19 protein-coding genes are annotated in these 23,794 nt (G+C 62.3%); 6 read left to right on the plus strand and 13 right to left on the minus strand.

The genetic code is table 11. The annotated features are described in order from the left end of the window. Positions 1–20 precede the first annotated feature (20 nt). The 11 genes from secG to uvrA all read right to left on the minus strand — a co-directional run bounded on the left by secG (position 21) and on the right by uvrA (position 13,607). Complete coding sequence (gene secG / locus CURSPS6_RS04080; RefSeq protein WP_030014333.1) at positions 21–269, minus strand: preprotein translocase subunit SecG; 249 nt, start codon at positions 267–269, stop codon at positions 21–23. A gap of 166 nt (positions 270–435) precedes the next feature. After that, the gene (gene tpiA / locus CURSPS6_RS04085; RefSeq protein ID WP_030014334.1) at positions 436–1,251 is read right to left on the minus strand and encodes a triose-phosphate isomerase; all 816 of its coding nucleotides are present in this window, start codon (positions 1,249–1,251) and stop codon (positions 436–438) included. Between the two features lie 141 nt (positions 1,252–1,392). Continuing rightward, positions 1,393–2,616, minus strand: a complete 1,224-nt coding sequence (locus tag CURSPS6_RS04090) for a phosphoglycerate kinase (protein WP_030014336.1) — start codon at positions 2,614–2,616, stop codon at positions 1,393–1,395. Positions 2,617–2,664: 48 nt separating this feature from the next. Beyond that, entirely contained in the window at positions 2,665–3,669 is a 1,005-nt protein-coding gene (gene gap, locus CURSPS6_RS04095) for a type I glyceraldehyde-3-phosphate dehydrogenase (RefSeq protein ID WP_030014337.1), read from the minus strand. Between the two features lie 391 nt (positions 3,670–4,060). Further along, positions 4,061–5,035 (minus strand): DNA-binding protein WhiA, encoded by a 975-nt coding sequence (gene whiA / locus CURSPS6_RS04100; RefSeq protein WP_030014339.1) that lies wholly within the window; start codon positions 5,033–5,035, stop codon positions 4,061–4,063. 70 nt (positions 5,036–5,105) lie between these two features. Next, on the minus strand, positions 5,106–6,131 hold the full coding sequence (locus CURSPS6_RS04105; RefSeq protein WP_051687615.1) for a gluconeogenesis factor YvcK family protein: 1,026 nt from the start codon (positions 6,129–6,131) through the stop codon (positions 5,106–5,108). 16 nt (positions 6,132–6,147) lie between these two features. Further along, on the minus strand, positions 6,148–7,065 hold the full coding sequence (gene rapZ, locus CURSPS6_RS04110) for an RNase adapter RapZ (RefSeq protein ID WP_030014341.1): 918 nt from the start codon (positions 7,063–7,065) through the stop codon (positions 6,148–6,150). Between the two features lie 93 nt (positions 7,066–7,158). After that, positions 7,159–9,141 carry an excinuclease ABC subunit UvrC gene (uvrC, locus tag CURSPS6_RS04115; protein ID WP_030014342.1) on the minus strand — a complete coding sequence of 661 codons (1,983 nt, stop codon included), beginning with the start codon at positions 9,139–9,141 and terminating at the stop codon, positions 7,159–7,161. A gap of 26 nt (positions 9,142–9,167) precedes the next feature. Next, positions 9,168–9,842: a lysophospholipid acyltransferase family protein gene (locus CURSPS6_RS04120; RefSeq protein WP_030014343.1), complete on the minus strand. Its 675-nt coding sequence runs from the start codon at positions 9,840–9,842 to the stop codon at positions 9,168–9,170. Positions 9,843–9,966: 124 nt separating this feature from the next. Then, complete coding sequence (locus CURSPS6_RS04125; protein ID WP_082470052.1) at positions 9,967–10,725, minus strand: HAD hydrolase-like protein; 759 nt, start codon at positions 10,723–10,725, stop codon at positions 9,967–9,969. Further along, positions 10,722–13,607, minus strand: coding sequence for an excinuclease ABC subunit UvrA (gene uvrA, locus CURSPS6_RS04130; RefSeq protein WP_030014346.1), 2,886 nt, complete (start codon positions 13,605–13,607; stop codon positions 10,722–10,724). The genes CURSPS6_RS04125 and uvrA overlap by 4 nt, the downstream gene beginning before the upstream one ends. A gap of 173 nt (positions 13,608–13,780) precedes the next feature. Between uvrA and CURSPS6_RS04135 the strand changes: the two genes are divergently transcribed. Continuing rightward, a complete protein-coding gene (locus CURSPS6_RS04135) occupies positions 13,781–14,449 on the plus strand; it encodes an MBL fold metallo-hydrolase (RefSeq protein ID WP_030014348.1) in 669 nt (222 codons plus the stop codon). A 62-nt stretch (positions 14,450–14,511) separates the two neighbouring features. Here the strand turns inward: CURSPS6_RS04135 and CURSPS6_RS04140 are convergent, their stop codons facing one another. Further along, a complete protein-coding gene (locus CURSPS6_RS04140) occupies positions 14,512–16,212 on the minus strand; it encodes a formate--tetrahydrofolate ligase (protein ID WP_030014349.1) in 1,701 nt (566 codons plus the stop codon). A gap of 110 nt (positions 16,213–16,322) precedes the next feature. Here CURSPS6_RS04140 and CURSPS6_RS04145 point away from each other — a divergent pair, with 110 nt between their 5' ends. The 3 genes from CURSPS6_RS04145 (at position 16,323) to CURSPS6_RS04155 (ending at position 21,040) form a co-directional block, all read left to right on the plus strand. Beyond that, the gene (locus CURSPS6_RS04145) at positions 16,323–18,935 is read left to right on the plus strand and encodes a DEAD/DEAH box helicase (RefSeq protein WP_030014351.1); all 2,613 of its coding nucleotides are present in this window, start codon (positions 16,323–16,325) and stop codon (positions 18,933–18,935) included. Positions 18,936–18,956: 21 nt separating this feature from the next. Further along, a complete protein-coding gene (locus CURSPS6_RS04150) occupies positions 18,957–20,387 on the plus strand; it encodes an alpha/beta fold hydrolase (RefSeq protein ID WP_051687618.1) in 1,431 nt (476 codons plus the stop codon). A gap of 215 nt (positions 20,388–20,602) precedes the next feature. Continuing rightward, a complete protein-coding gene (locus CURSPS6_RS04155) occupies positions 20,603–21,040 on the plus strand; it encodes a GNAT family N-acetyltransferase (RefSeq protein ID WP_235503668.1) in 438 nt (145 codons plus the stop codon). Between the two features lie 77 nt (positions 21,041–21,117). Here CURSPS6_RS04155 and CURSPS6_RS04160 read toward each other — a convergent pair whose 3' ends face one another. Next, the gene (locus tag CURSPS6_RS04160; protein WP_030014354.1) at positions 21,118–21,888 is read right to left on the minus strand and encodes an SOS response-associated peptidase; all 771 of its coding nucleotides are present in this window, start codon (positions 21,886–21,888) and stop codon (positions 21,118–21,120) included. 659 nt (positions 21,889–22,547) lie between these two features. Between CURSPS6_RS04160 and CURSPS6_RS04165 the strand changes: the two genes are divergently transcribed. Then, complete coding sequence (locus CURSPS6_RS04165) at positions 22,548–23,021, plus strand: hypothetical protein (RefSeq protein ID WP_030014355.1); 474 nt, start codon at positions 22,548–22,550, stop codon at positions 23,019–23,021. Then, positions 23,018–23,791: a HipA family kinase gene (locus tag CURSPS6_RS04170; protein WP_321164016.1), complete on the plus strand. Its 774-nt coding sequence runs from the start codon at positions 23,018–23,020 to the stop codon at positions 23,789–23,791. Before CURSPS6_RS04165 ends, CURSPS6_RS04170 begins: the two co-directional genes overlap by 4 nt. Positions 23,792–23,794 lie beyond the last annotated feature (3 nt).

Below are 23,794 nucleotides of genomic sequence, written 5' to 3' on the forward strand. Positions count from 1 at the left end.
GGCTGGCCGGGGTAAAGCCTCTAAATGGCTGTGAACCTCAGGAAGAGCGCGTAGCCGATGATGGCGAGTACCCAGATGATCGCCGTGGTCACGGTGAGCCTCACAAGGTTTCGGGACGCGACCCCCGACGAGTTCAGCGAGCTCGTCATGCCGCCACCAAACATGTCGGACAGTCCCCCGCCCTTGCCCTTATTCAGCAGGACAAAAAAGACCGTCAAGACGCTGGACAGCGCGATGATCCCCAACAGGACCCAACGTAAAATTTCCACTTCGACCTTTCGTTGCTTCGTGACGTCGACCCATTGATCGCAGGCGACAAAGCCACAACGGAAATTTAATTCATGCCAACTCTACGCCATCGGCACCGCCATGCCATAGAACCGAGGGCGTCGTCACGCGGCCCAGGCACGCTGGGCCGCGTGACGGCTCCCATGCTTATTCCGAGACCACGTGCTTCTCGAAACGCGCGATGTTCGCGAACTCTTCCGCCTTGAGGGATGCTCCACCCACGAGGACGCCGTCGACGTCTTTCTCGCTCAGCGTCGCGGCCGCGTTGGATGCCTTGACCGAACCTCCGTAGAGAATCCGAACGGCGGATGCGGTCTCGGCGTCGTAGAGCTTGGCGATCTCGGCGCGAATTGCCTCAGACATCTCCTGGGCATCCGACGGACCGGCAACCTTGCCGGTCCCGATGGCCCATACGGGCTCGTACGCGATGACCAGCGTCTGGGCCTGCTCGGCGGTCAGCTCGGCGATGGAGCCCCTCAGCTGTTCCAGGGTGAACTCAATGTGCCGGCCGGCCGTGCGCTCGTCCAGGCCCTCGCCCACGCACAGCACGGGCGTCAAACCGTGGCGGTAGGCTGCCTGAACCTTACGGGAGCACAGCTGATCGTTCTCACCGTGAATTGCACGGCGTTCGGAGTGGCCCACCAGAACGTAGGTGCACTCGAGTTTCTTCAGGAAGGCCCCTGAGATGTCGCCGGTATAGGCGCCGGAATCCTGGTCCGAGAGATCTTGGGCACCGTAGACCAGATCGAATTTGTCACCGTTGACCAGGGTCTGGACGGAGCGGAGGTCCGTAGCCGGGGGGAAAACGGCAACCTCTACTCGATCGTGATCGAATTTCGCATCGGATAGCGTCCAGGCAAGCTTCTGCACTAGCGCCACGCCTTCAGCGTGGTCCATATTCATCTTCCAGTTACCGGCGATCAAGGGCTTCCGGTCGAATGAGCCGTTGGTTTGCGTAGTCATAGTGCTGTCCTTCGTGTCATGAGCTTTTCGAGAATTCGAAACAGCGAAACATTGCCCGGTGGTCTATCCGCCACAGAATTCCCGAGCAGGGTCTCGCGGACGAGAGCGGGCCGACCACTGTGTGGTCGGCCCGCCTGCCCTCTATGCGCCGAGCGCTTCAAGCCCGGGGAGAGTCTTTCCTTCGATGTATTCGAGAGAAGCCCCGCCTCCGGTAGAGATGTGCCCGAACTGGTCATCAGAGAATCCCAGGTTGCGGACCGCGGAGGCCGAGTCGCCTCCGCCAATCACGCTGAACGCGTCGGATTCTGCGACGGCGGTCGCCACGGCCCGGGTTCCCTCCGAAAATGCCTTCATCTCGAAGACCCCGACCGGCCCGTTCCAGAAGACCGTTTGGGCCTGACGGATGTACCGGGCGAAGAGCTTCTGAGTCTCGGGGCCCACGTCGAGCCCTTGTCCATCAGACCCGATCTCGCCGTCTTCGAGGGCATCGATGGGGCGAACCTCATGACGTGCCTCTGCGGAGAACTCGGAGGCCCAGACCGCGTCGGTCGGAAGAACGATTTCCGTTCCTTCCGCCTGAGCGCGCTCCAGGTACTGAGTCACGGTGTCGATCTGATCCTTCTCCAACAGGGACCGGCCGACCCGATGGCCCTGCGCGGCGGAGAACGTGTACGACATTCCTCCACCGATCAGCAGCGCATCGGCTTTGCCGATGAGGTTCTCGATCACTGCCAGTTTGTCGGAGACCTTTGAGCCACCCATGACGACAACAAAGGGTCGCTTGGGATTGTCAATGACCGTCGACAAGACCTCGAGCTCGGTGGACACCAGATCCCCCATGTACGAGGGCAGGAGGCGCGCGATGTCGTATACGGACGCGTGCTTGCGGTGCACGGCGCCAAAGGCGTCGTCGACGTAAGCACCGTTCTCGCCCGTGAGGCTCGCTAGCTCTTGGGCGAAGGAGGCGCGCTCCTGGTCGTCCTTGCTCGTCTCACGAGGATCGAACCGCACGTTCTCTAGGACGAGGGCCTGGCCATCCTCGAGCTGCTGGGATTTTTCCCGGGCGTCGGGGCCGATGACGTCCGACGCCACGTGAACGGGAAAGTCCGCCAACTCGTCGAGCCGACGTGCCGCGGGTTCAATCGAATATTTCGGGTCGACCTGCCCCTTGGGGCGTCCCAAGTGGGCCATCACCAGCACGCGGGCACCGGCGTCGGTCAACTTCTTCAGGACCGGCAATGACGCTTTGACACGGCCGTCGTCGGTCACGGTGGTCCCGTCAAGGGGCACGTTCAGGTCCGAACGGACCAGAACGTGCTTTCCCTTGACACCACCGGCAATGAGCTCTTCAAGCGCATGAGCCATGGTGTTCTACTCCAACCTCTTTGTGGGAAATCGAATCCGATTTCTATCTTAGAGCTTGGCCGCCAGCATGTTGACGAACTTGACGGTGCGGGAGGTGAATCCCCACTCGTTGTCGTACCAGGCGAACACCTTGGTCTGGCCGTTCAGCACGGAAGTGAGCTCCGCGTCGAACACCGTGGAGATCTCTTCGCCGACGATGTCGGTGGAAACGATCGGGTCCTCGGTGTACTTGATGATGCCCTTGTAGTCGCCCTCGGCGGCCTTCTTGACCACGGCATTGATTTCCTCAGCCGTGACGTCCTTCTCGAGGTTCAAGGACAGGTCCACGATGGAACCGGTGATGGTCGGGACGCGGAAGGCCATGCCGTCCAGCTTTCCCTCAACCGGGGCGTAGACCTTGCCGACGGTGCGAGCGGCACCGGTCGAGGTCGGGATCATGTTGACGGCTGCCGCGCGGGCGCGTCGCAGATCCTTGTGGGGGGCGTCCTGCAGGCGCTGGTCAGCGGTGTAGGAGTGAATCGTCGTCATCAGGCCGGACTTGATGCCGAAGTTCTGGTCCAGCACCTTGGCCAGGGGAGCCAGGCAGTTGGTCGTGCAGGATGCGTTGGACACGACGTGCTGGGTTTCGTTGTCGTAGGTGTCGTCATTCACGCCCATGACGAACGTGCCGTCCAGGTTGGTGCCCGGTGCGGAGACGACGACCTTCTTGGCGCCGGCATCCAGGTGGGCCTTGGCCTTGGTGCCGTCCGTGAACAGTCCGGTGGACTCCAGAACGATGTCGACGTTGAGGTCCTTCCACGGAAGATCCGCGGGGTTCTTCTCGGAGAGCACCTGAAGCTGCTTGCCGCCGACGACGATGTGGCCGTCTTCGACCTTCACCTCGTCCTTGAGCGGCCCGAGGATCGAGTCGTACTTGAGGAGATGCGCCAGAGTTTCGGGGCTGGTGAGGTCGTTGACGGCGACGATCTCGATGTTCTCCCCCTGCTCGAGGACAGCGCGGAAGAAGTTACGGCCGATACGACCAAAGCCATTGATACCAATACGTACAGTCACTGTTAATCAAACTCCTCAGTTTGAGTGCTATTCATAGGCGACTCATCCGTGCGGAGGTCGCCCGCCGAACCCCTGCAACGCGGTATGCACGTCGAGAGCAACCCGACTTCACGGGTCTCCGTTCGGTTCTGTCCTTAGTTTAGGTGATTTTGTGTGTGTTTGGGTGTGTTTAGCCGAAATTTTTCACCCGTACCGGGACTGCTCGGGGTGATTCGCGCCGGGCCGATGACCGCGAAGGAACGCAAAAGCCCGAGGTGCCGCGGCATCTCGGGCTTATCGAGTCCCTGGTGTGGTTTCATGTTGCAAACTTCAGCTGTGAGCTAAGTTCGCCACCCGAACCACTGTCGCCCCAGGGGTACGAGGTGATCCGGTTCGTCGGGCAGAGTCCGGGTTAGCCGTTCATCGAACGGGGCGTGGCATCCGTGCCCGGGATCCCCTCCGTGGCCGCTTGCTTGTCCGCCATGGCCAAGAGCCGACGGATGCGCCCGGCTATCGCGTCTTTGGTCAGCGGCGGATCCGCGAGTCGGCCCAACTCGTCCAGGCTCGCGTGCCGATGCCCCAGGCGTAGCTGGCCGGCGTATTGGAGGTGCTCAGGGACGTCGTCGCCCAAAATCTCCAGGGCCCGTTCGACCCGTGCGCCGGCCGCGACGGCGGCCTGTGCCGACCGACGCAAATTGGCATCGTCGAAATTCGCGAGACGGTTTGCGGTGGCCCGGACCTCGCGGTGGGTCCTGCTGTCCTGCCACTGCGAGAGGACTTCGGTGGCCCCCATGCGCTTGAGAAGCTGCCCGATGGTCTCGCCATCACGGACGACCACGCGGTCCGCGCCCCGGACCTCGCGCGCCTTGGCGAAGACGTCGAGCCGCCGCGCCGAGCCGACGAGCGCGAGAGCGGCCTCGGAACCCGGGCATGTAAACTCCATGGCCGACGATCGTCCCGGTTCGGTCAGCGAGCCGTGCGCCAGGAATGCGCCGCGCATCACCGCCTCGGAATCGGCGAGGGAACCGTTGACCACCGCGGGAGGTAAACCCCGGACGGGACGACCGCGCGTATCGAGCAGACCGGTCTGACGCGCGAGGGCCTCCCCACCCCGAGTGACGCGGAGGACGTAGTGGCCACCGCGTTTGAGGGCCCCTCCGGAGACGGTCATTAACTCGCTGCGATGACCGTACAGATCCTCGATCGCGGTCTGCAGGCGCTGCGCCGTGGCCAGGTGGTCCAGCTCCGCCTCAATCATGATGGTCCCGGAGACGAGGTGGAGTCCCCCGGCGAAGCGCAGGACGGTCGCGACCTCCGCCTGGCGCGTCGAGGACTTGGGCACCTCGAGCTTCGCCAGTTCGTCTTTCACGAGTGCCGTCAAGGCCATAGATGTTCCTCCGGGCTGATCTGGGTGCGTCAAGCGCATGACTCGAATGTTCACGAGTCACTACGCGAGATTACACGCTGGGCGTATCGGGTTCCATGCCGTAGGCGTTATCCGGGGTGCGCATGGCCTCCTGGTACGCCGCGGCGAGGCGCAACGGGTTGTGAAGGTCCTCTCCCCTGCGCGTACGCATTCTGCTCCACACCATCTTTGCCCCGCGAGCCGATACGGCCTCCTCGAATTCCTTCGCCTGAACCATCGAGGTCGGGTCCGCGACCACGGCGTCGATGGACAGGCCGGGCGCGTACTCTTCCAAGGATTCGAGGTGACCGATGGCCCCCAGCCCGGTGGTCTCTTTCTGTTCCAGGCCGAGGTTCATGGAGATGCAGATTTTGGCCTGCGTGCGGCACAGGGCGTCCCGGGACTGCGGCAAGAGCAGATGCGGGATCACCGATGTGTACCAGGACCCGGGGCCAAGAATGACCCAATCGGCGTCCATGATCGCGTCGATGGATTCCTCGCATTCGCGGGCGCCTTCGGGCTCGAGGCTGAGATTCACGACGCGACGCGCCTTGGCCAGTTTGGCCTGGCCCACGACGAGACGTTGGCTTCCGTCTTCCATGAGTGCGTCGCCGGAAATCACCAACGGGTCCAAGGCCATCGGGAGAACGCGCCCTCGCGCCTCGAGCAGTCGGGACGCCCAATCCAATCCGGCCACGGGATCGTCGAGCATCTGCCACAGGCTGACGAGGAGCAGGTTCCCCATCGCGTGTCCGTCGATCTCTTGCGGCGCATCGGGAATCGCGGAAAACCGGTGCTGCATCGCCGCGCGCCATAAGTGACCCCATTCGGAGTCATCGCACAGGGCAGACAGCGCCATTCGCAGATCCCCCGGCGGAAGGACATTGAACTGTTCCCGCAGACGGCCCGAGGAGCCTCCGTCGTCGGCAACCGTGACGACGGCCGAGATGTGCGGGGTCACCAGCCGCAGGGCGCTCAGCGAAGCATAGAGGCCATGCCCTCCGCCCAGTGCGGCGACTTTGGGCGCCCCGTGGGTTCCGGGCACTCGTCGGCCCTGCCTGCGCGCTATCGCATTCATCGAACCGTCCTTCGTTCTATTCCCTGCCGAGATCCCGGTGCTGCACGTTGACCGTGACGTTATCCAGTTCCCCGAGGCGTCGGGCGATCTCTTCGGTCACGGCAACGGAACGATGCTTTCCGCCCGTGCAACCGATAGCGATCGTGGCGTAGTGCTTATTCTCGGCACGATACCCGTCGATCACCGGCGTCAATGAATCTACATACAGATCAATGAACTTGCCGGCGCTTTCATTATTCAGCACAAAATTTTTCACCGGCTCGTCCTGCCCGGTATACGGCCGCAGTTCGGGAATCCAATGCGGGTTTGCGATAAATCGCATATCCGCCACGAAATTTGCGTCCGCGGGCACGCCGTATTTGAAGCCAAAACTCATCACCGTGATATTCACGATCATGGGGCCGGACATCGAATACGTTTGTGAAATCCGGCGGGACAGCTCGTGAACGTTGAAGCCCGTGGTGTCCATGACGACGTCCGCACGCTTTTTGAGATCCGCGAGGAGATTACGTTCCGCCTGAATCCCGTCCAGAATCCGGCCATTTCCTTGAAGCGGGTGGGGGCGCCTTTGCGCCTCGTAGCGGGCGATGATGGATTCGTCCGATGCGTCGAGAAACAGGATGGTGAATTCCACGGGGGCATTTTCCAGGACGCCCAGCGCTTCTTTAAAGTCGGCGAACAGGGCTTTGCCGCGGATATCGATGATGACCGCCAGCTTCGGCATGGACTGGGGCGCTCGGGCCACCAGGTCGACCAAGGGGCCCAGGAGGTTCGGTGGAATGTTGTCCACGACGTACCAGCCGGCATCCTCGAGCGTGTGAGCCGCGGTGGATCGCCCGGCCCCAGAGATTCCGGTAATGACCAACATCTCGGTCTGCTCGGGTTTTTCGGGGGTGAGGTCCTCGGTGGCCGTCGGAGGGGTCTCGTGCGTCAAAAGTTGCTCCCGGAGTCGCATTCAGGCTGAATTCGGGTTTCGTCCGGTGCCGGAGTTGAAACCGGGCGGACGACGAATGGTCTGTTCCCCAGCTTACTCGGCTTCCGTCTCGCGGTCCTCCGGCTGCCGTTCCTCCGTGGACAAATGCCGGTGAATTTTTTCGGCCAGAGTCGGCCCGATCCCCTTGGCCTTGGTCAGCTCGCCGACGTCGGCTTCGCGTATCGCGCGGAGAGACCCGAACTCGCGGATGAGAGCCTCACGCTTGGCGCTGCCCAGCCCCTCGATCCCGTCCAGGGCCGAGACGAGCATCGCCTTTCCTCGCTTGCTGCGGTGGAAGGTGATGGCGAAGCGGTGCGCTTCGTCTCTGAGGCGTTGCAACAAAAAAAGCCCGTTGGAGGATCGGGGCAGGATGACGGGGAAATCGTCATCGGGAACCCAAATTTCCTCGAGTCTCTTGGCCAGTCCCACGACGTACACGTCGGTCACGCCCAGGTCGTCCAGCGCCTGACGCGCCGCGGCCACCTGAGGCGGACCGCCGTCGACCACCACGAGATTGGGCGGGTAGGCGAACTTCGTCGGTTCCCCGCTGGCGGCGGCGTCGACCTCTCCCGAGGCTCGCGGGGCCTCGCTGCGGGCTTTCTGATCCTCCAGGTGCCTCTTAAAACGTCGGGTGATCACGTCATACATGGATGCGGTGTCGTCCCGGGCGGCCTCGCCCTTGATCGAGAATTTTCGATAATCCGACTTTCGGGGCAGCCCGTCTTCGAAGACCACCATCGAGGCAACCACGTTGGTGCCCTGAACGTGGGAGATGTCGTAGCACTCGATGCGCATCAGCGGATCGGGAAGGTCGAGGGCCTCCTGTAGCTCCTGCAAGGACGCGCTCCGCGTGGTGAGGTCTCCGGCCCGTCGTGACTTATGCAGGGTGAGGGCCTGCTTGGCGTTATCGGCGACCGTGCCCATGAGCTGGACGCGCTCCCCGCGCTGCGGAACCGAGATCGCGACGTTACTTCCTCGCAAATCGCTGAGCCAGCGCTGTAGATCCTCGGCGTTCTCGGGCATCACCGGGACGAGAACATTGCGCGGAATCTCGTTGAGGTTCAATTCGGCGTCCTGGGGCGCGCTGGCCATGGTCACCGCGGATTCCCCGTAGACCTGTTGCAGGAGCTGTTCGACCATCTGGGGTGCGGAAAGGTCTTCCACGCGCTCGACGATCCAGCCGCGCTGACCACGGATGCGGCCTCCTCGAACGTGAAATACCTGCGCCGAGGCCTCGAGTTCGTCTTCGTGAAATGCGAAGAGGTCGGCGTCCACGGAATCGGACAGGACGACCGCGTTGCGTTCGAAAGCCTTGCGAAGGGCGGCGATGTCGTCGCGAAGCCGCGCCGCCCTTTCGAACTCCATGTTTTCCGCCGCGGACTCCATGTCCGAGGTGAGCCGCTTGATGTACTTCTCCGAATCACCGGCCATGAACTTGCACAGCTGGTCGGCAAGCTCCCTGTGAGATTCCTCGTCGATGCGTCCAACGCAGGGTGCCGAACATTTATCGATGTATCCGAGAAGACACGGGCGATTCGCGAGCTCAGCTCGTTTGAAGACGGACCGCGTGCACGTCCGCACGGGAAAGACGCGCAGCAGCGAATCCAAGGTCTCCCGGATCGCCCAGGCTTGCGAAAAGGGGCCGAAGTACCGTGTCCCTTTCTTCTTCGCCCCGCGCATGACCTGTGCCCTGGGGAATTTATCCGCGAGGGATACCGCCAAATACGGGTACGACTTATCGTCCCGGTACATGGTGTTGAAGCGGGGCGTGTACTGCTTAATCCACGTGTACTCGAGTTGCAGGGATTCCATTTCGGAACCCACCACGGTCCATTCAACACTCGACGCGGTATGGACCATCGCGTAGGTCTTCGGCGGAAGCTGGCCCGGCTTTTGAAAATAGGAATTCAGGCGATTCCGAAGATTCTTTGCCTTACCGACATAGATGACCCGGCCGAACTCGTCGCGAAATCGATAGACACCCGGCTGCGTCGGGATCTCTCCTGACGCCGGTCGGTAAGATGCCGGGTCTGCCATGGTCGCCCTCCTGGGTCGTGACCCCTCTAATTGCTCGTGCCGGAATCCTTATCCAGCGACGGCGAGGAGTTATATTCGTTCTTCCGGGGTTGCCCCGATAATTGAGCGATCTCATCCATGATGAGATCCGTGGTTTCCCGACGTTGCTTTCCGGTCTGGCGGTCCCCTACCTGATCGAAGTACATCGGCTTGCCGACCCGGACCGTGAACCGAACCGGCCGGATGAAACGAGATCCAGGCGGTTGGAGCCGATCGGTTCCGATCAGACCCACCGGCACGACGGGGGCGCCGGTTTTATGCGCCAACCAGGCAACGCCCACCCGCCCCCTGTACAGGTAGCCATCCCGGGAACGGGTTCCCTCGGGGTAGATTCCGAAGACCTGCCCCTTTTCGAGCCGCTCCAGGCCTTTGTCGAGGGCCTTCAACCGCTGCGACTGGTCCGACCTGTTGACCGGAATGATGTCGATGAGGTCGAACAAAGCCTTCATGAGCTTCCCCCCGATGCCCGGGGTATTGACGTACTCGGCCTTGGCCAGAAACGCCACGCGACGAGGCATTAACGCCGAAATGATCACGCTATCCAGAAACGCGCGATGATTCGATGCCACGATCACGGGACCGTCCGCGGGGAAGTTCTCCAAACCTGTCACCCTGGCTCGAAAACCGGTCTTCATGAGACCGGTCACCGCCGTCTGGGCCATTGGATACAGATTCACGAAGCGCGCTCCCCTCGATAAAATGGTCGCCCCTACTGTACCGCCACCCGGGCCGGGCCAATGGCTTCCCGGGGCCAAAGACCCGATTTTTTCGCCCGCTCACCTCACCTCACGAAAGAGGATCGGTAGGCGGCGCGCCGCTCGAGGTGGAGCTCACGGCAACACCGGTGGCCCGTTCGATGGCTCTCCGCAACCCGGCGGCGTCATCAACCACGCACTCTGCTCCGGCGTTCAACAATTCTTCCGGGTCGCCGAAGCCCCACGAAACGCCGATACACGGCATCCCGTGGGCCGCGGCGCCGACGATGTCGTGCTCCCGGTCCCCGACCATCACGCACGGGCCGAGGGTTTCTCCCCGGCCCGCCGCGTCGTCCCGCAGCAATGTCAGGGCACGGTCGATCACCCCGGCCTTGTCGTGGGGCAGATGGCGGGTCTCGGGCTTCAACGAATCCCGCGCCCCGGAGACGACATCGAAGTATCCGGTCAGCCCAAAATCTTCCAGGAGGGTGTTGGTGGTCGGCAAGGGTTTTTGGGTCGCGATTCCCACCCGCGCGCGGCTCGCGGAGAGATCACGCAGAATCTCGACCAGGCCCGGGTAGACCCGCGAAACCCGACGCGCACGATCGAGATATCCACCCCTATACGTGGCCAATATGGCCTGGTGATATTCGCTGGGGATCGAGGTGTACTGCGTCAGCGAGCTATCGGTGGAGGGACCGACGAATTTTCGCAGAGTCTCGGGCGTTGGCCGTTCGAAGCCGTGCGCGGCGATCGCGTCGGAGAGCCCCTCCGTAATCGCCCCGGCCGGATCCAGGACGGTCCCGTCCAGGTCAAAGAGGACGGTCGGGACGTCGTGGGCGGTCATCATGCCTCCAAGACTTCCGCCAAGAACTGGCCGGTGTAGCTGTCTTTCACTCGCGCTATCTGCTCGGGCGTTCCTTCCGCGACGACGGTTCCGCCGCCGGATCCTCCTTCGGGACCCATGTCCACGATCCAATCGGCCGACTTGGCCACATCGAGATTATGCTCAATGGTCAGCACGGTATTGCCCTTGTCCACCAGGCCCTGGAGGACGTTGAGCAACTTGCTGATGTCCTCGAAGTGCAGTCCCGTGGTCGGCTCATCCAAGACGTAAATGGTTCGACCATTCGAGCGCTTCTGGAGTTCCGATGCCAGCTTGACGCGTTGGGCCTCGCCCCCGGAGAGCGTCGGGGCAGGTTGACCCAACCGGATATACCCCAGGCCGACGTCAACGAGCGTGTTGAGGTGGCGAGCGATCGGCGTGAAGGCGGCAAAGAATTCGGCGGCTTCCTCGACCGGCATATCCAAGACCTCGGAAATGGTCTTGCCTTTATACCGAATTTCCAGGGTCTCGCGGTTATACCGGGCCCCGTGGCAGACCTCGCAGGGCACGAAGACGTCCGGAAGGAAATTCATCTCGATTTTCAGGGTGCCGTCGCCGTGGCATGCTTCGCATCGACCGCCCTTGACGTTGAACGAGAACCGTCCCGGGAGATAACCGCGCACCTTTGCCTCGTTGGTCTCGGCGAACAGCTTCCTGATGTGGTCGAAAACGCCCGTGTACGTGGCCGGGTTCGACCTTGGCATCCGGCCGATGGGGCTCTGATCCACGTGAACAATCTTGTCCAGGTGATCGGTCCCCTCGATGCGGCGGTGACGCCCCGGGACCTGTTTGGCCCCGTTGAGTTTATTGGCCAACGCCGTGTACAGGATCTCGTTGACCAGGGTGGACTTCCCCGACCCCGAAACGCCGGTCACCGCCGTCAGGACTCCCAGGGGGAAGGACACATCAAGGTTCTTGAGGTTATTTTCTTGGGCCCCCACGACCTTGATCATGCGCTTCTTATCCACCGGGCGCCGCTTCGAGGGAACCGCGATTTCCCGGTCACGATTCAGATACGCGCCGGTGAGCGACTCACTGTTGCTCAACAGCTCGCGGTACGGACCGGAGTGCACGATGCGTCCGCCGTGTTCCCCGGCGCCCGGCCCGACGTCGACGACCCAGTCGGACTCCTTAATGGTGTCCTCGTCGTGCTCCACCACGATCAGGGTGTTACCGAGGTCCCGCAATTTCGTCAGCGTTTCGATGAGCCGACGGTTGTCCCGCTGGTGCAGGCCGATCGAAGGCTCGTCCAGCACATACAGAACGCCCACCAGACCGGATCCGATCTGCGTCGCCAAGCGGATGCGTTGCGCCTCGCCTCCGGAGAGGGTCGCTGCGGCACGACCGAGATTCAGGTAGTCCAATCCGACATCCAAGAGGAATTGGAGCCGGGCATTGATTTCCTTGAGCACCTGTTCGGCGATGGTCCGCTCACGGTCGCTGAGTTCCAGACCGCTCATGAACTCTTTGGCGTCCGTCATCGACATCGAGGTCACCTCGGCGATCGAGGCGCCTCCGACCGTGACCGAGAGCATGGTTGGGTTCAGCCGGGCGCCCTGACACGCCGGGCACGGGACCTGCCGCATGTACTGCTCGTAGCGATCCTTAGCCCGGTCGGATTCGGTCTCCAGGTGCTTGCGCTTGATATAGGCGTACACGCCCTCGAAGCCCGAGGTGTAACGGCGTTCGCGACCGAACCTATTGCGGTAGGACACCTCGACCTTGAAGTCCTTGCCATCCAAGATGGCGGCACGCGCCTTGGCCGAGAGGTCCTGCCAGGGGGTGTTGAGGTCGAATCCGACCTCTTTGCCGAGACCCCCGAGCAAACGCAACCAGTACTCGGAGGAGGCTTTTCCGAGGGACCAGGGCGCGACGGCGCCCTCCCCCAGGGTCTTTTCCGGGTCCGGGATCACGAGGCTTTCGTCCACCTCGAGGCGTGAGCCGATGCCGTCGCATTCGGAGCACGCGCCGAACGGACTGTTGAACGAAAAGGCGCGCGGCTCGATTTCCGTGGTCTCGATCGTGTGCTCGTTGGGGCAGGCCAGATTCTCGCTGAACACGCGCAGGCCGGCCTCGGAGTCGTCGTCCACGAAATCGACCTCGACCCGGCCGTCGGCCAAGCCCAGCGCGGTTTCGATGGAGTCCGTCAGCCGCTGCTGGATCGATTCCTTGATGACGAGTCGGTCCACCACCACGGAAATGGTGTGCTTGTACTGCTTCTTGAGCTTGGGGGCCTCGGAGAGCTGAATTTGTTCCCCGTCGACGATGGCGCGCGAGAAGCCCTGTTGGGTCAGGCTCGCGTAGAGGTCGACGAACTCTCCCTTGCGGGAACGGACCATGGGCGCGAGAACCTGCAGTCTGGTTTTCTCCGGATACGACATCAACTGGTCGACGATGGCCTGAGGAGTCTGCTGAGTAATCGGCTCGCCGCAGATGGGACAGTGGGGATGCCCAACGCGCGCCCAGAGGAGGCGCATGTAGTCGTAGATCTCGGTGATGGTACCGACCGTCGACCGCGGGTTTTTGGACGTGGACTTCTGGTCGATCGAGACCGCCGGCGACAGGCCTTCAATGAAATCCACATCCGGTTTGTCGACCTGACCCAAAAACATGCGGGCATAAGCCGACAACGACTCGACGTACCGTCGTTGCCCTTCGGCGAAGATGGTGTCGAAGGCCAGCGAAGACTTTCCGGATCCCGAGAGCCCCGTGAAGACGATCATCGCATTGCGTGGGATATCAAGATCCACGTTCTGAAGATTATTTTCCCGGGCTCCCTTGACCAGGATGCGGGTGAGGTCCTGTGGGGTTCCGGGTGCTGTGGCTTGAACGTGCTGTGTGGTCATGAACTGCCTGTCTGCGTGGTGGCTTCCGGACCGAAGTCCGCAACGATTGCGTAGTTCGTTCGAAGATTTATTCTAACGAATGTCGGTGAATTTGGCGGGTTCATCTGCCGCTGGTGAACTTTGCCCGCGCGCGGGTTGTACTGGGCCCCTTCGAAAGACCTAAACTCGGCACCATGATGGCAATCGCTACCGAAAAGTTCGACCTGAATGACGTCACCATCCGTTATATCAGCGTCTCGGACATGGACAACAAGGTCTACCTCGTGACCTGCAAGCGCACCGGCACCCAGTTACTGATCGATGCCGCGGACGATCCCGACGCAATTTCCGGGTTGGTCGCCGCCGGAGCGCACGACGTCGACTCGCAGTGCGCCTGCTGCGGTAACGTGCAGCTGATCGTGACCACGCATTCTCACTGGGACCACGTGCGGGCACTGGCGGAGATTGCCTCTCGATCGGAGGCCCTGACGGCCTGTGGCGCGGCCGACGAATCGGATATCAAGGTTCCGATGGACATCACCTTCGAAGACGGCGACACGGCCGATTTGGAGGGTTTTTCCTTGGACGTCATCGGGCTGGCCGGTCATACGCCCGGCTCGATTGCTCTGGCATACTCCCCCGAGGACGGCCCCAGCTTCATTTTTACCGGCGATTCCCTCTTTCCCGGCGGCGTCGGGAAAACCACCTCTCCAGAGGCATTCCGGTCGCTGTTCCACGACGTCAAAACCAAGATCTTTGACGTCTACGACGACGACACCGTGATCCTGCCCGGTCACGGAGCTTCCACGACCTTAGGCGCCGAAAGGCCCCATCTCGACGAATGGGAGCAACGCGGCTGGTGACCGCCCGCCGCCTCGGCTACCGTCTCCTCCCCGTGGGCGGCAGCCGAGGCACGGCCCGGAGCTTAGAAGAGCCCGCGGATCGAGCCGCTCTCGTCGAATCCGATGCGCTCGGCCGCCGGGTGGCGTGAGAGACCCGGCATCGTTCTCATGGTGCCGCAGATGGCATAGACATAACCGGCGCCGGCGGCAAGCCGCACTTCGCGGATGGGAAGGCGCCAGCCCGTCGGGACTCCTCGCGCTTCGGGATCGGCGGAGATCGACAGATGGGTCTTGGCGATCACGACCGGCAAGGTCCCGTACCCCAGCTGCTCGTATCGATCCAGTTGCCGGGCCGCTGAAGCCGATAGATCGATGCCCTCCGCGCCATACACCTCGGTCGCGACCTTTTCCAGCTTGGTGGCCAGCGGGTCCTCGTCCTGATAGGTAAATCGCAGCTCCCCCGGGTCCTCGCAGGCCCGGGCCACGGCCTCGGCCAGCTCGACCGCCCCTGCCCCACCTTCGGCCACCCCGCGGTGCACGGCAACCTCGACACCGAGCTCCTCGGCCACATCCCGGATCGCTTGATGTTCCGATGCGAAATCCGTGGGGAACGCATTAATCGCCACGACCGGTGAGATCCCGAAGGATTTCACGATCTCGACGTGCTTCTTCAGGTTCGCGGCCCCCGCCATGACGTCTTCCGGACTTTCCTCGAGGATCCCCTCGGGTAGGGCGGCGCCAGGCACGATCCGGTAACGCCCGGAATGAGATTTCAGCGCTCGCACCGTCACGACCAGGACCGCCGCGTCCGGACGCAACCCGCTCACGCGGCATTTCACATTCACGAAGCGCTCCGCGCCCATGTCGGAACCGAAGCCGGCCTCGGTGATGACGTAGTCGCTGTGGTCGAGAGCGACGTAGTCCGCAACAACCGACGAATTGCCCGTCGCGATATTCCCAAAGGGCCCGGTGTGGATGAGAGCGGGCACGTGCTCGAGCGTCTGCATCAGGTTGGGATGAATCGCGTCGGCGAGAATCACGCTCAGGGCCCCGTCGGCCTTGAGGTCCCGGGCGGTGACCGGATCCCCCGATCTCGTCATGGCGACCACCACCCTGGCCAGCCGGTCCCTGAGGTCATCGAAGTTCTTGGCCAGCGATAACAGGACCATGAGCTCCGACGCCGAGGTGATGTCGAAGCCTGACTGGCGGGTCACGCCGTCGGCTCGTTCCCCGAGTCCCACCACGATGTTTCTCAATGACCTGTCGTTGACGTCCACGACGCGGCGCCAGGTGATGCTGCGCTCGTCGATGTCGAGCTCGTTTCCGAAGTGGAGGTGGTTATCCAGGATCGCTGCCAGCATGTTGTGTGCCGACGTGACCGCGTGAAAATCACCCGTGAGATGAAGATTGAGTTTCTCCATCGGCACGATCTGGGAATAGCCCCCGCCGGCAGCTCCGCCCTTGATACCGAAGGTCGGGCCCATCGACGGTTGCCGCAGCGTCAGGCACGCGTCGCGGCCCGTCTGGGCCATTCCCTGAGCCAAGGAAACGCTCGTCGCGGTCTTCCCCTCACCGAGCGGGGTCGGCGTCACGGCCGTGACCACGATGTACTTGGCGTGGCGCCGGGCGGAACCGGTCGAGTCGTCGACCAGGACTTTGGCCACGTGCTTCCCATAGGGTTCCAGCTGGTCCTCGGGAATGCCGGCGGCGTCGGCGACCTGCGCGATGGGCCACAGGTCTGCCTGTTGGGCGATTTCAAGATCGGTTGGGAAGGTAGCCGACATGGGTCATCTCCTCTTCTGCAGTCGGGTCCCCTCCATTATCTCGCCGGCGGGATATCCACGAAGTATCCGGGGCCCGTGAATACGCCGGCCTGTCGGTATCATGGGTGACAATGAAACTGCTCGAAGCGCTGAATCCGAACCTGGCCGATGTCGACCACCGGTATTTCCGAGGCGATTTTGCCTCCAACCCCCTGACGAGTGAGGAAATCTACGACGGATTCGCCGCGTGGATCGCCTCCCGTGACATGGAGATGTACCCGGCACAGGACGAGGCGGTTCTGGAGATCGCCGGTGGTGCCAACGTGGTGTTGGCGACGCCCACGGGCTCCGGCAAATCCACGGTCGCGGTGGCCGCCCATTTCGCCGGACTCGCCCAGGGTCAGCGTTCCTACTACACGGCCCCGATCAAGGCCCTGGTCTCGGAAAAGTTCTTCGATCTTTGTGAGATCTTCGGGCCCGAGAACGTCGGAATGATCACCGGAGATTCCTCCGTCAACGCTCAGGCACCGATCGTGTGTTGCACGGCCGAGATCCTCGCCAACGTGGTCTTGAGGGAAGGCCAAGCGGCGGATCTGACCCAGGTGGTCATGGACGAGTTTCACTTCTACTCGGATCCGCAGCGAGGTTGGGCGTGGCAGGTTCCGCTCCTCGAATTGCCCCAGGCCCAGTTTCTCCTCATGAGCGCCACGCTCGGAGACGTGAGCCGGTTCGAACGGGAGCTGACCGACCTGACCGGCCGCCCGACGGCCTATGTGACGAGCTCCGAGCGGCCCATTCCCCTGAATTACTACTACTCCGAAGAGCCCGTCCACGAGGCGATCGAAGAACTCGCGACGACGAACCAGGCCCCGATTTACGTCGTGCACTTCTCCCAGCTGCAGGCCATGGACCAGGCCCAGGCGTTGATGAGCATCAACATCTTGTCCAAGGAAGAGCGGGAACGCGTCGCCGACGCGATCGCCGGCTTCCGCTTCTCGGCGGGCTTCGGCAAGGTCCTGAACAAAATGGTGCGTCACGGGGTGGGGGTCCACCACGCCGGGATGCTGCCGAAATACCGGCGCCTCGTGGAGCAACTCGCCCAAACGGGCCTTCTCAAGGTCATCTGTGGGACCGACACCCTCGGCGTCGGCATCAATGTGCCCATCCGAACGGTCCTCATCACCGCGCTCTCCAAGTTCGACGGCGACCGCACGCGTCGCCTGAAGGCCCGGGAATTCCACCAGATCGCCGGACGCGCCGGGCGGGCGGGATACGACACCTCCGGTACCGTCGTCGTCCAGGCCCCCGAGCATGACATCGAGAACGCCAAGATCCTCGAGAAGGCCCGGGCAAAATTCGACGGCGACGAGAAGAAGATCGCGCAGTCCACGCGCGGAAAGAAGAAAAAGCCCCCGCAGGGGTTCGTCGCGTGGTCCCGCAAAACCTTCGAACAGCTCGTCGCGGCGGAGCCCGAACCGTTGACCTCCAGCTTCAACGTCACGCACTCCATGATGCTGAACCTTCTCGCCCGGCCGGGTGACCCCTTCGCCGCAGCGAAGAAGCTCCTGACGGAAAACCACGAGCCGCGCCCCCGCCAACGCGCGTTGATCCGCAAGGCGATCGGTATCTACCGGGAATTGTTGGCGGCCGGGGTGATCGAACGCCTTGACCACCCCGACGAGGAGGGCCGAACCGTACGCCTGACCGTCGAGTTGCAGGAAAATTTTGCCCTGAATCAACCATTGTCACCGTTCGCCCTTGCCGCGCTGACGCTGCTGGACAAGGAAGATCCCAGCTACAGCCTTGACGCGGTCTCCATCATCGAGGCGACCCTCGAAAAGCCACGGCAGGTTCTCAACGCCCAGGAGAAGAAGGCCCGCGGTGAGGCCATCGCCGCGATGAAGGCCGAGGGCATGGACTACACCGAGCGCATGAACGCCGTCGATGACATCACCTATGCGCAGCCTCTGGCCGAGATGTTGGAGGATGCTTTCGAAACCTATCGCTCCGGGGCTCCGTGGATCGCAGAATTTGAGTTGGCTCCCAAATCGATCGTCCGTGACATGTACGAGCGTGCCATGGGCTTCGGCGATTTTGTGCAGTACTACCAGATCACCCGGTCAGAGGGGATCCTGTTGCGGTACCTGTCGGACGCCTACCGCGCGTTGCGACAGACCGTTCCGTTGTCATCGCTGACCGAGGACCTGGAAGACCTGATCCAATGGCTCGGCGAACTCATCCGGCAGACGGATAACTCCCTGATCGATGAGTGGGAAAAGATGACCTCCGGGGAGGACGTGGAGCCGGTTCAGGATTCCCTGGAGAACCTCGTGGCCGAGTCCGCCCCGAAGCTGACCGACAACCGTCGCGCCTTCACGATCATGGTTCGCAACGCGATGTTCCGACGCGTCGAACTCTTTGCGGAAGAAAAGGACCGGTTGCTCGGGGAACTCGATGCCGAGTCAGGATGGGATGCGGATCGTTGGGCGGGGGCTCTCGACGAATATTTCGAGGAATATGACGACATCTACACCGATGCGGAGGCCAGGTCCCCCCGGCATTTGAGCATTGATCGCGAGGACGGAACCGTCTGGCGGCTGCGACAGGCATTCTCCGATCCGCAAGACAACTTCGACTTAGGCATCACGGCGACCGTTGATCTCATGTCCTCGGACGACGTCGGGGCCCCCGTCATCCGAATCGACCACGTGGGTCAGCTCAAAGACGCACCCAGGGGTGAGTAGCCCGCGCCTAGAATAGAGACCATGCTCACTGCCGGTTCCTCCCCCGTCCCCCACCGCGTCGGCCCCTCCCACCGGGTCGGCGACCTTCTCATCACCGAGATGCGTTTCTCGGTTCCGCTGACCCATGCCTGGGAATGGACCCACCAGACCCCGTACTCCGAGGTCGACCCCGGCCGCCTCGGCGAGGAGACGATTGAGCTCTTCACCAGGGTCGTGACCCGCGTGGGCGGCACCGAAGGGCACGGATCGCCCGAAGACCGGCCGTACCTTCTCTACCTGCAGGGCGGCCCGGGCATGCCGTCGCCCCGCCCGTTGGCCGATAGCGGGTGGGTCGGCCACATGGCGAACACCTACCGCGTGGTTCTGATGGACCAACGAGGCACGGGCCTGTCGACCCCACTCACCGCGCAGTCGCTCGCCCTCCGGGGGAACGCTTCGCAGCAGGTCGCCTACCTGGAACATTTCCGGGCCGACTCCATCGTCGCCGACGCGGAGGCCATCAGGGCCACGCTGACCCACGACGAGCACGAGAAGCGGTGGGCGACGCTCGGCCAGAGCTTCGGCGGTTTCATCACCCTGAGCTATCTGTCCTTTGCCCCTGAGTCGCTCCTGCACTCGTGGATGACAGCGGGCCTGGCACCCATCAACTGCTCGCCCCGGGAGGTTTACGAGGCCACCTTCGAACGGATGGCGGAGAGAAACCGTCGGTTCTACGACTGGTACCCGGAAGATCGGCGGCGGGCCGGTGACATCGCGACCTTCCTGGCGGAACGAGAGGCTTACCTTCCCACGGGGGAAAGGCTGACGCCGCATAGGTTCCAGATGGTCGGTCACCGCCTCGGCGGCACGTCGCGCGTCCACGGCCTGCATTACCTGCTGGAATCGGCGTTCTCCGAAGGCGAGGATCGGCTCTCCGAAAGCTTCCTGACCGACGTGGGTCAGGAGGTGACCTTCTCGGGTCGCCCGCTCTACGCGCTGATGCACGAGGCGATCTACTGCGACGGCCCGGGCATCGCCAGTAGGTGGGCCGCGGATCAGACGCGGCACGCACGCGGGGATTACGACGACACCGCCCGACCGCTCCTGTTCACCGGAGAGATGATTCATCCATGGTATTTCCAGGAAGATCCGGCGCTACGCCCGCTGGCCGAGACCGCGGAATTGCTGGCCACCAAGGACGACTGGGGACGGCTCTACGACCTCGAGGTTCTCCGCTCGAATGAGGTTCCGGTGGCCGCCAGCGCGTATCGACCGGACGTCTACGTGGACTATTCGCATGCCATGGATACGGCGAGCACCGTCCGAAACCTCGCGACGTGGACGTCGGATACGCTGCATCACGACGCGTTGGGCAACGACACGGAACTCGTGCTCGGCGCGCTCGGGAACCTGCTCAAGGATGCGGATGCGCTGACCCATTTGCCTGTTTCTCCTGGTCACAAGGGAAAATGACCTTCCGAAGCGATAACCTGGGTACTGAGACCATTCGCCCATCTTCACGACGAGGCCCCGCAAACGCTCGGCGGACGATAGGCTAGAGATTACAAACACTCGGTTGCGGAGCGTGGCCGGTGGGAAGCATTCGGGAGGTTTTCGTGAGCGGCACGATCACACTTATTGGAAAGACGTGGGCCAACACCCGCCCCGTCAAAGTTTCAACGAGACCGGTGACCCCGGAAGACGCCGACGGGCTCGCCAAACTCTTCTTCGCGTCCTATGACGACCAGGACGTGATCGGTAGTCAAGCCGAGGCACTCGAGATCATTCACAAGGTCTTCGCTGGTGACTACGGTCAACTCATCGAGTCCGCTTCCCCCGTGGTTGTCGACGATAACGGCCGCATCGTGGCCGCCGCGTTGGTCCTGGACTCCCGTGTGGGAACCGGCGTGCCCAATACGCCCTATGTCTTCGAGTTGTTCACCGCTGCCTCGCGCCGACGCGAGGGCTTCGCCGAGCAGTTGCTCCGCATCGCCATCGACCAGTTGCACCAGCAAGGTCATCAAGAGGTTGCTCTCCGGATTGCCGAAGACAACTCCGCGGCGTTGGCGCTCTACCTGACTCTCGATTTCAAGCGCTGGATCCCCGAGGACGACTCGGAGCTCTGAGACATGCGCGCACCAAGCCCCCGGCCTCCATCGGCCGGGGGCTTCGTGCGTGAGTCATGGTTCCGCGAATTCGCCGGTTAGAGAAGACGTTCCACCGGTTGAATCAGCTCCGGTCCGTTGTTGGACACCGATCCGACCTCCCGGCCGACCTCCGTCAGTTGCCAGTTTCGAGCAACGTCATAGGCCTGGGCCCGAAGGCTTTGAACCGCGTCCTGCGGCTCGTCTTCGCTTCTCATCCACGCCGTCATGGCATCGTCATCGCGACCGGTCGCCTGCAGGGGAATCGGCAGCCTGTCGTGGAGCTCGCCCAGCTGCTTGAGGACCTCCGAATCCATCAGTTCCGCCTCTTCCGCCGAGGGCGAGGGCATCGTGAGAATGGTCGTGGAGAGCAACCATTCCCCCGCCTGGTCACCGTCGGGGATCTTCCACCATTCGTAGAGACCGGCGAAATAGATGGTCTCCTCATCGTTCCGTGGATGAATGTAGTACGGCGTCTTGGTCGGTTTCCCCGCCGACTGGGAGGTAGCTTTTTTCCACTCGTAGTATCCGGTCGCTGGGACGGCGCACCGTTGGGCCTTGACGGCATGCCGGAACGTGGGCTTTTCGACCACGGTCTCGGAGCGCGCATTAAAGGCTCGGGAGGAAAGGGACTCGTCCTTGGCCCACCGGGGCAACAGGCCCCAACGAGCGGCGTGCACCTCGCGCCGCCATTCGTCGTCGTTCCTATGGTCAACCAGAATCGGCACCGTGTGGGTCGGCGCGACGTTGTAGTTCTCTAGCGTCTCATCCAGCACGACGCCGCCCAGCAAGTCGCCCGCGGCCCTCGCGATTACGTACCGTCCACACATGGTTCCTGCCCTTCTGCACGCTTGATATCACGGAGGTGGAAATGAGCATGTAAGCAAAACAATATGTTGACTCGCATTTTCATTTAGTCTATGTGGACTCCCCTCCCAAAAAACCACCTCAGGCTTTCGTCAAACTTCATGACACCCCCGCCATGCAAGTTAATCACCGGACGGAATCTAGCCTGGGTCGACCTCCCCGGCACGACTACGCTACATACTGATTGCTACGCCTCGACCACACAGGACAGGTTACTCTCACAAGCCAGGCCCTCGCAGACCGAGATATTCTCTCCCAGCAGTAGTCGAGGAGGACACGCAACCGTAGGCTTTTGGGTACGGGGTGGCGGCCGCCCACTATGTCCAGCGATTTCTATCAGGAGATGCCTTTAGCTCCCGCTCGGCAAGACCGCCTCGCCGCGCCACCGCGCGGACACGAGAAATGTTGATAGATTTCTAGTGTCCACCTGTCCGGCGTTTTTGGTCCCCGTGCCATTTTCGCAGGTAATCTCCCACCTCGCAGGATCGTCACCGTGCCTACACGAACACCACTCGGAAACCTCATCCAGGCGTCGCTCGACGTCCATGGGTGGAGCGCCCGCCATGTCGAAGAGATCAGTGGCGGGACCCCCGGGCTTGGCCGCGGGAACATGACGAAGCTGATGAACAACCCCCTTGTCTCCATCAAGGGTGAGACGCTCGTCAGCCTCGCCGAAGTCCTCGGTCTCCCCACCGACCTGGTCGTCCGTGCAGCACTGCGCTCCCTCAAGAAGCCGATCGAACTCCAAGAGTCCGCCGGCACGCCTGAGGACGCGATCCGAATCGACTCAGACCTGAGCGAGACCGACAAGCAAACCCTGCTGCGGCTCCTAACGGTCATGCGAACAGAGGCAGGTGGTACTCGTGGCAACACGACCCCCATGAACCACGCCGGGCAACGTGCCCGCGACCCGGAACCGACCGAGCTCGGTTCACGACGTCGCGAGCTCACCGGCACCCCGGATGATGCGATCTATCCCGGCGAAGAGGGGTACATTCCCCCGCCCGAGGGATACGAGTACAAGCTCGCGGCCGATGACTCACCGTCCGAAGGCCGCGAGCGCCGCCGGAAACTCGACGAAAGCGAAGGCGCATGAGCGATGCACAGGTGATCCAACTGCCTCGACCGCAACGTACCCGTGTTGTCCAGCCGGTTACGGCAGCCAACGAAACGGGAAGTCGGCCAGTCTTGTGCCTCTGTGAGGACGGGAAGAAGTATTGGTGCAAAGGTCATTCGGAAGATTCCCCTGATGAGGCTGTGAACGAAATCGTTTCAGTAGAGGTGGGAAAGGCTCTCGGAGCTCCCGTCCTGGACTGGGCGGTAGTCGATGTGCCGAATTCTCTTGCGGGCAGGCGAGTCGGCAAAGGAAGTCTGAGCCGACGTCCGATGTTTGGATCCTTGGAGAAAGCCGGCACTAACCATCGCTACGATGTAACGTCGATCCGGCGAGACGGCAACGCCGAACGAGTTCCGTACCTCGTGGCACTCTGGAAGCTTTGCAACGCGGAAGATATCCAGATGCTCTATTGCTTGGCGGAAGATGATCAGGTCTGGTCAATAGACCATGGCTTTTGGTTTGGCAGCCATGAAGGGCCTCGCGGGCTGTTTATGCCGTCGGAGCTGGCCGGACGGACTGAAATTCCTAAGATCGGTAGGGGCACCTCTGTAGAGGCCTGGGAATCGGCAACCGAAGCAGTTTCGAGTCTTCGTAGACCTGACTTGGCGCACATACCTTCAATGATCCCGGCCGAATGGAACGTGGACCCTCGTGAGGTCGAAGACATAATCAACTATGTCCTCGAACGCGTCCCGTACACTGTGAAGACTCTCGAAGACTACGGTCGACTCGCCAGGAAGGAGCTCTGACGT

Source organism: Curtobacterium sp. S6 (genome assembly GCF_000710345.2).
Classification (GTDB): Bacteria; Actinomycetota; Actinomycetes; order Actinomycetales; family Micrococcaceae; genus Rothia.

Excerpts from the sequence above, each read along its gene's own strand:
- tpiA (WP_030014334.1), bottom strand. The coding sequence starts at position 1,251 with ATGACTACGCAAACCAACGGCTCATTCGACCGGAAGCCCTTGATCGCC.
- CURSPS6_RS04090 (WP_030014336.1), bottom strand. The coding sequence starts at position 2,616 with ATGGCTCATGCGCTTGAAGAGCTCATTGCCGGTGGTGTCAAGGGAAAG.
- whiA (WP_030014339.1), bottom strand. The coding sequence starts at position 5,035 with ATGGCCTTGACGGCACTCGTGAAAGACGAACTGGCGAAGCTCGAGGTG.
- CURSPS6_RS04105 (WP_051687615.1), bottom strand. The coding sequence starts at position 6,131 with ATGAATGCGATAGCGCGCAGGCAGGGCCGACGAGTGCCCGGAACCCAC.
- uvrC (WP_030014342.1), bottom strand. The coding sequence starts at position 9,141 with ATGGCAGACCCGGCATCTTACCGACCGGCGTCAGGAGAGATCCCGACG.
- CURSPS6_RS04120 (WP_030014343.1), bottom strand. The coding sequence starts at position 9,842 with ATGGCCCAGACGGCGGTGACCGGTCTCATGAAGACCGGTTTTCGAGCC.
- CURSPS6_RS04125 (WP_082470052.1), bottom strand. The coding sequence starts at position 10,725 with ATGATGACCGCCCACGACGTCCCGACCGTCCTCTTTGACCTGGACGGG.
- uvrA (WP_030014346.1), bottom strand. The coding sequence starts at position 13,607 with ATGACCACACAGCACGTTCAAGCCACAGCACCCGGAACCCCACAGGAC.
- CURSPS6_RS04135 (WP_030014348.1), top strand. The coding sequence starts at position 13,781 with ATGATGGCAATCGCTACCGAAAAGTTCGACCTGAATGACGTCACCATC.
- CURSPS6_RS04140 (WP_030014349.1), bottom strand. The coding sequence starts at position 16,212 with ATGTCGGCTACCTTCCCAACCGATCTTGAAATCGCCCAACAGGCAGAC.
- CURSPS6_RS04145 (WP_030014351.1), top strand. The coding sequence starts at position 16,323 with ATGAAACTGCTCGAAGCGCTGAATCCGAACCTGGCCGATGTCGACCAC.
- CURSPS6_RS04150 (WP_051687618.1), top strand. The coding sequence starts at position 18,957 with ATGCTCACTGCCGGTTCCTCCCCCGTCCCCCACCGCGTCGGCCCCTCC.
- CURSPS6_RS04160 (WP_030014354.1), bottom strand. The coding sequence starts at position 21,888 with ATGTGTGGACGGTACGTAATCGCGAGGGCCGCGGGCGACTTGCTGGGC.
- CURSPS6_RS04165 (WP_030014355.1), top strand. The coding sequence starts at position 22,548 with ATGAACAACCCCCTTGTCTCCATCAAGGGTGAGACGCTCGTCAGCCTC.
- CURSPS6_RS04170 (WP_321164016.1), top strand. The coding sequence starts at position 23,018 with ATGAGCGATGCACAGGTGATCCAACTGCCTCGACCGCAACGTACCCGT.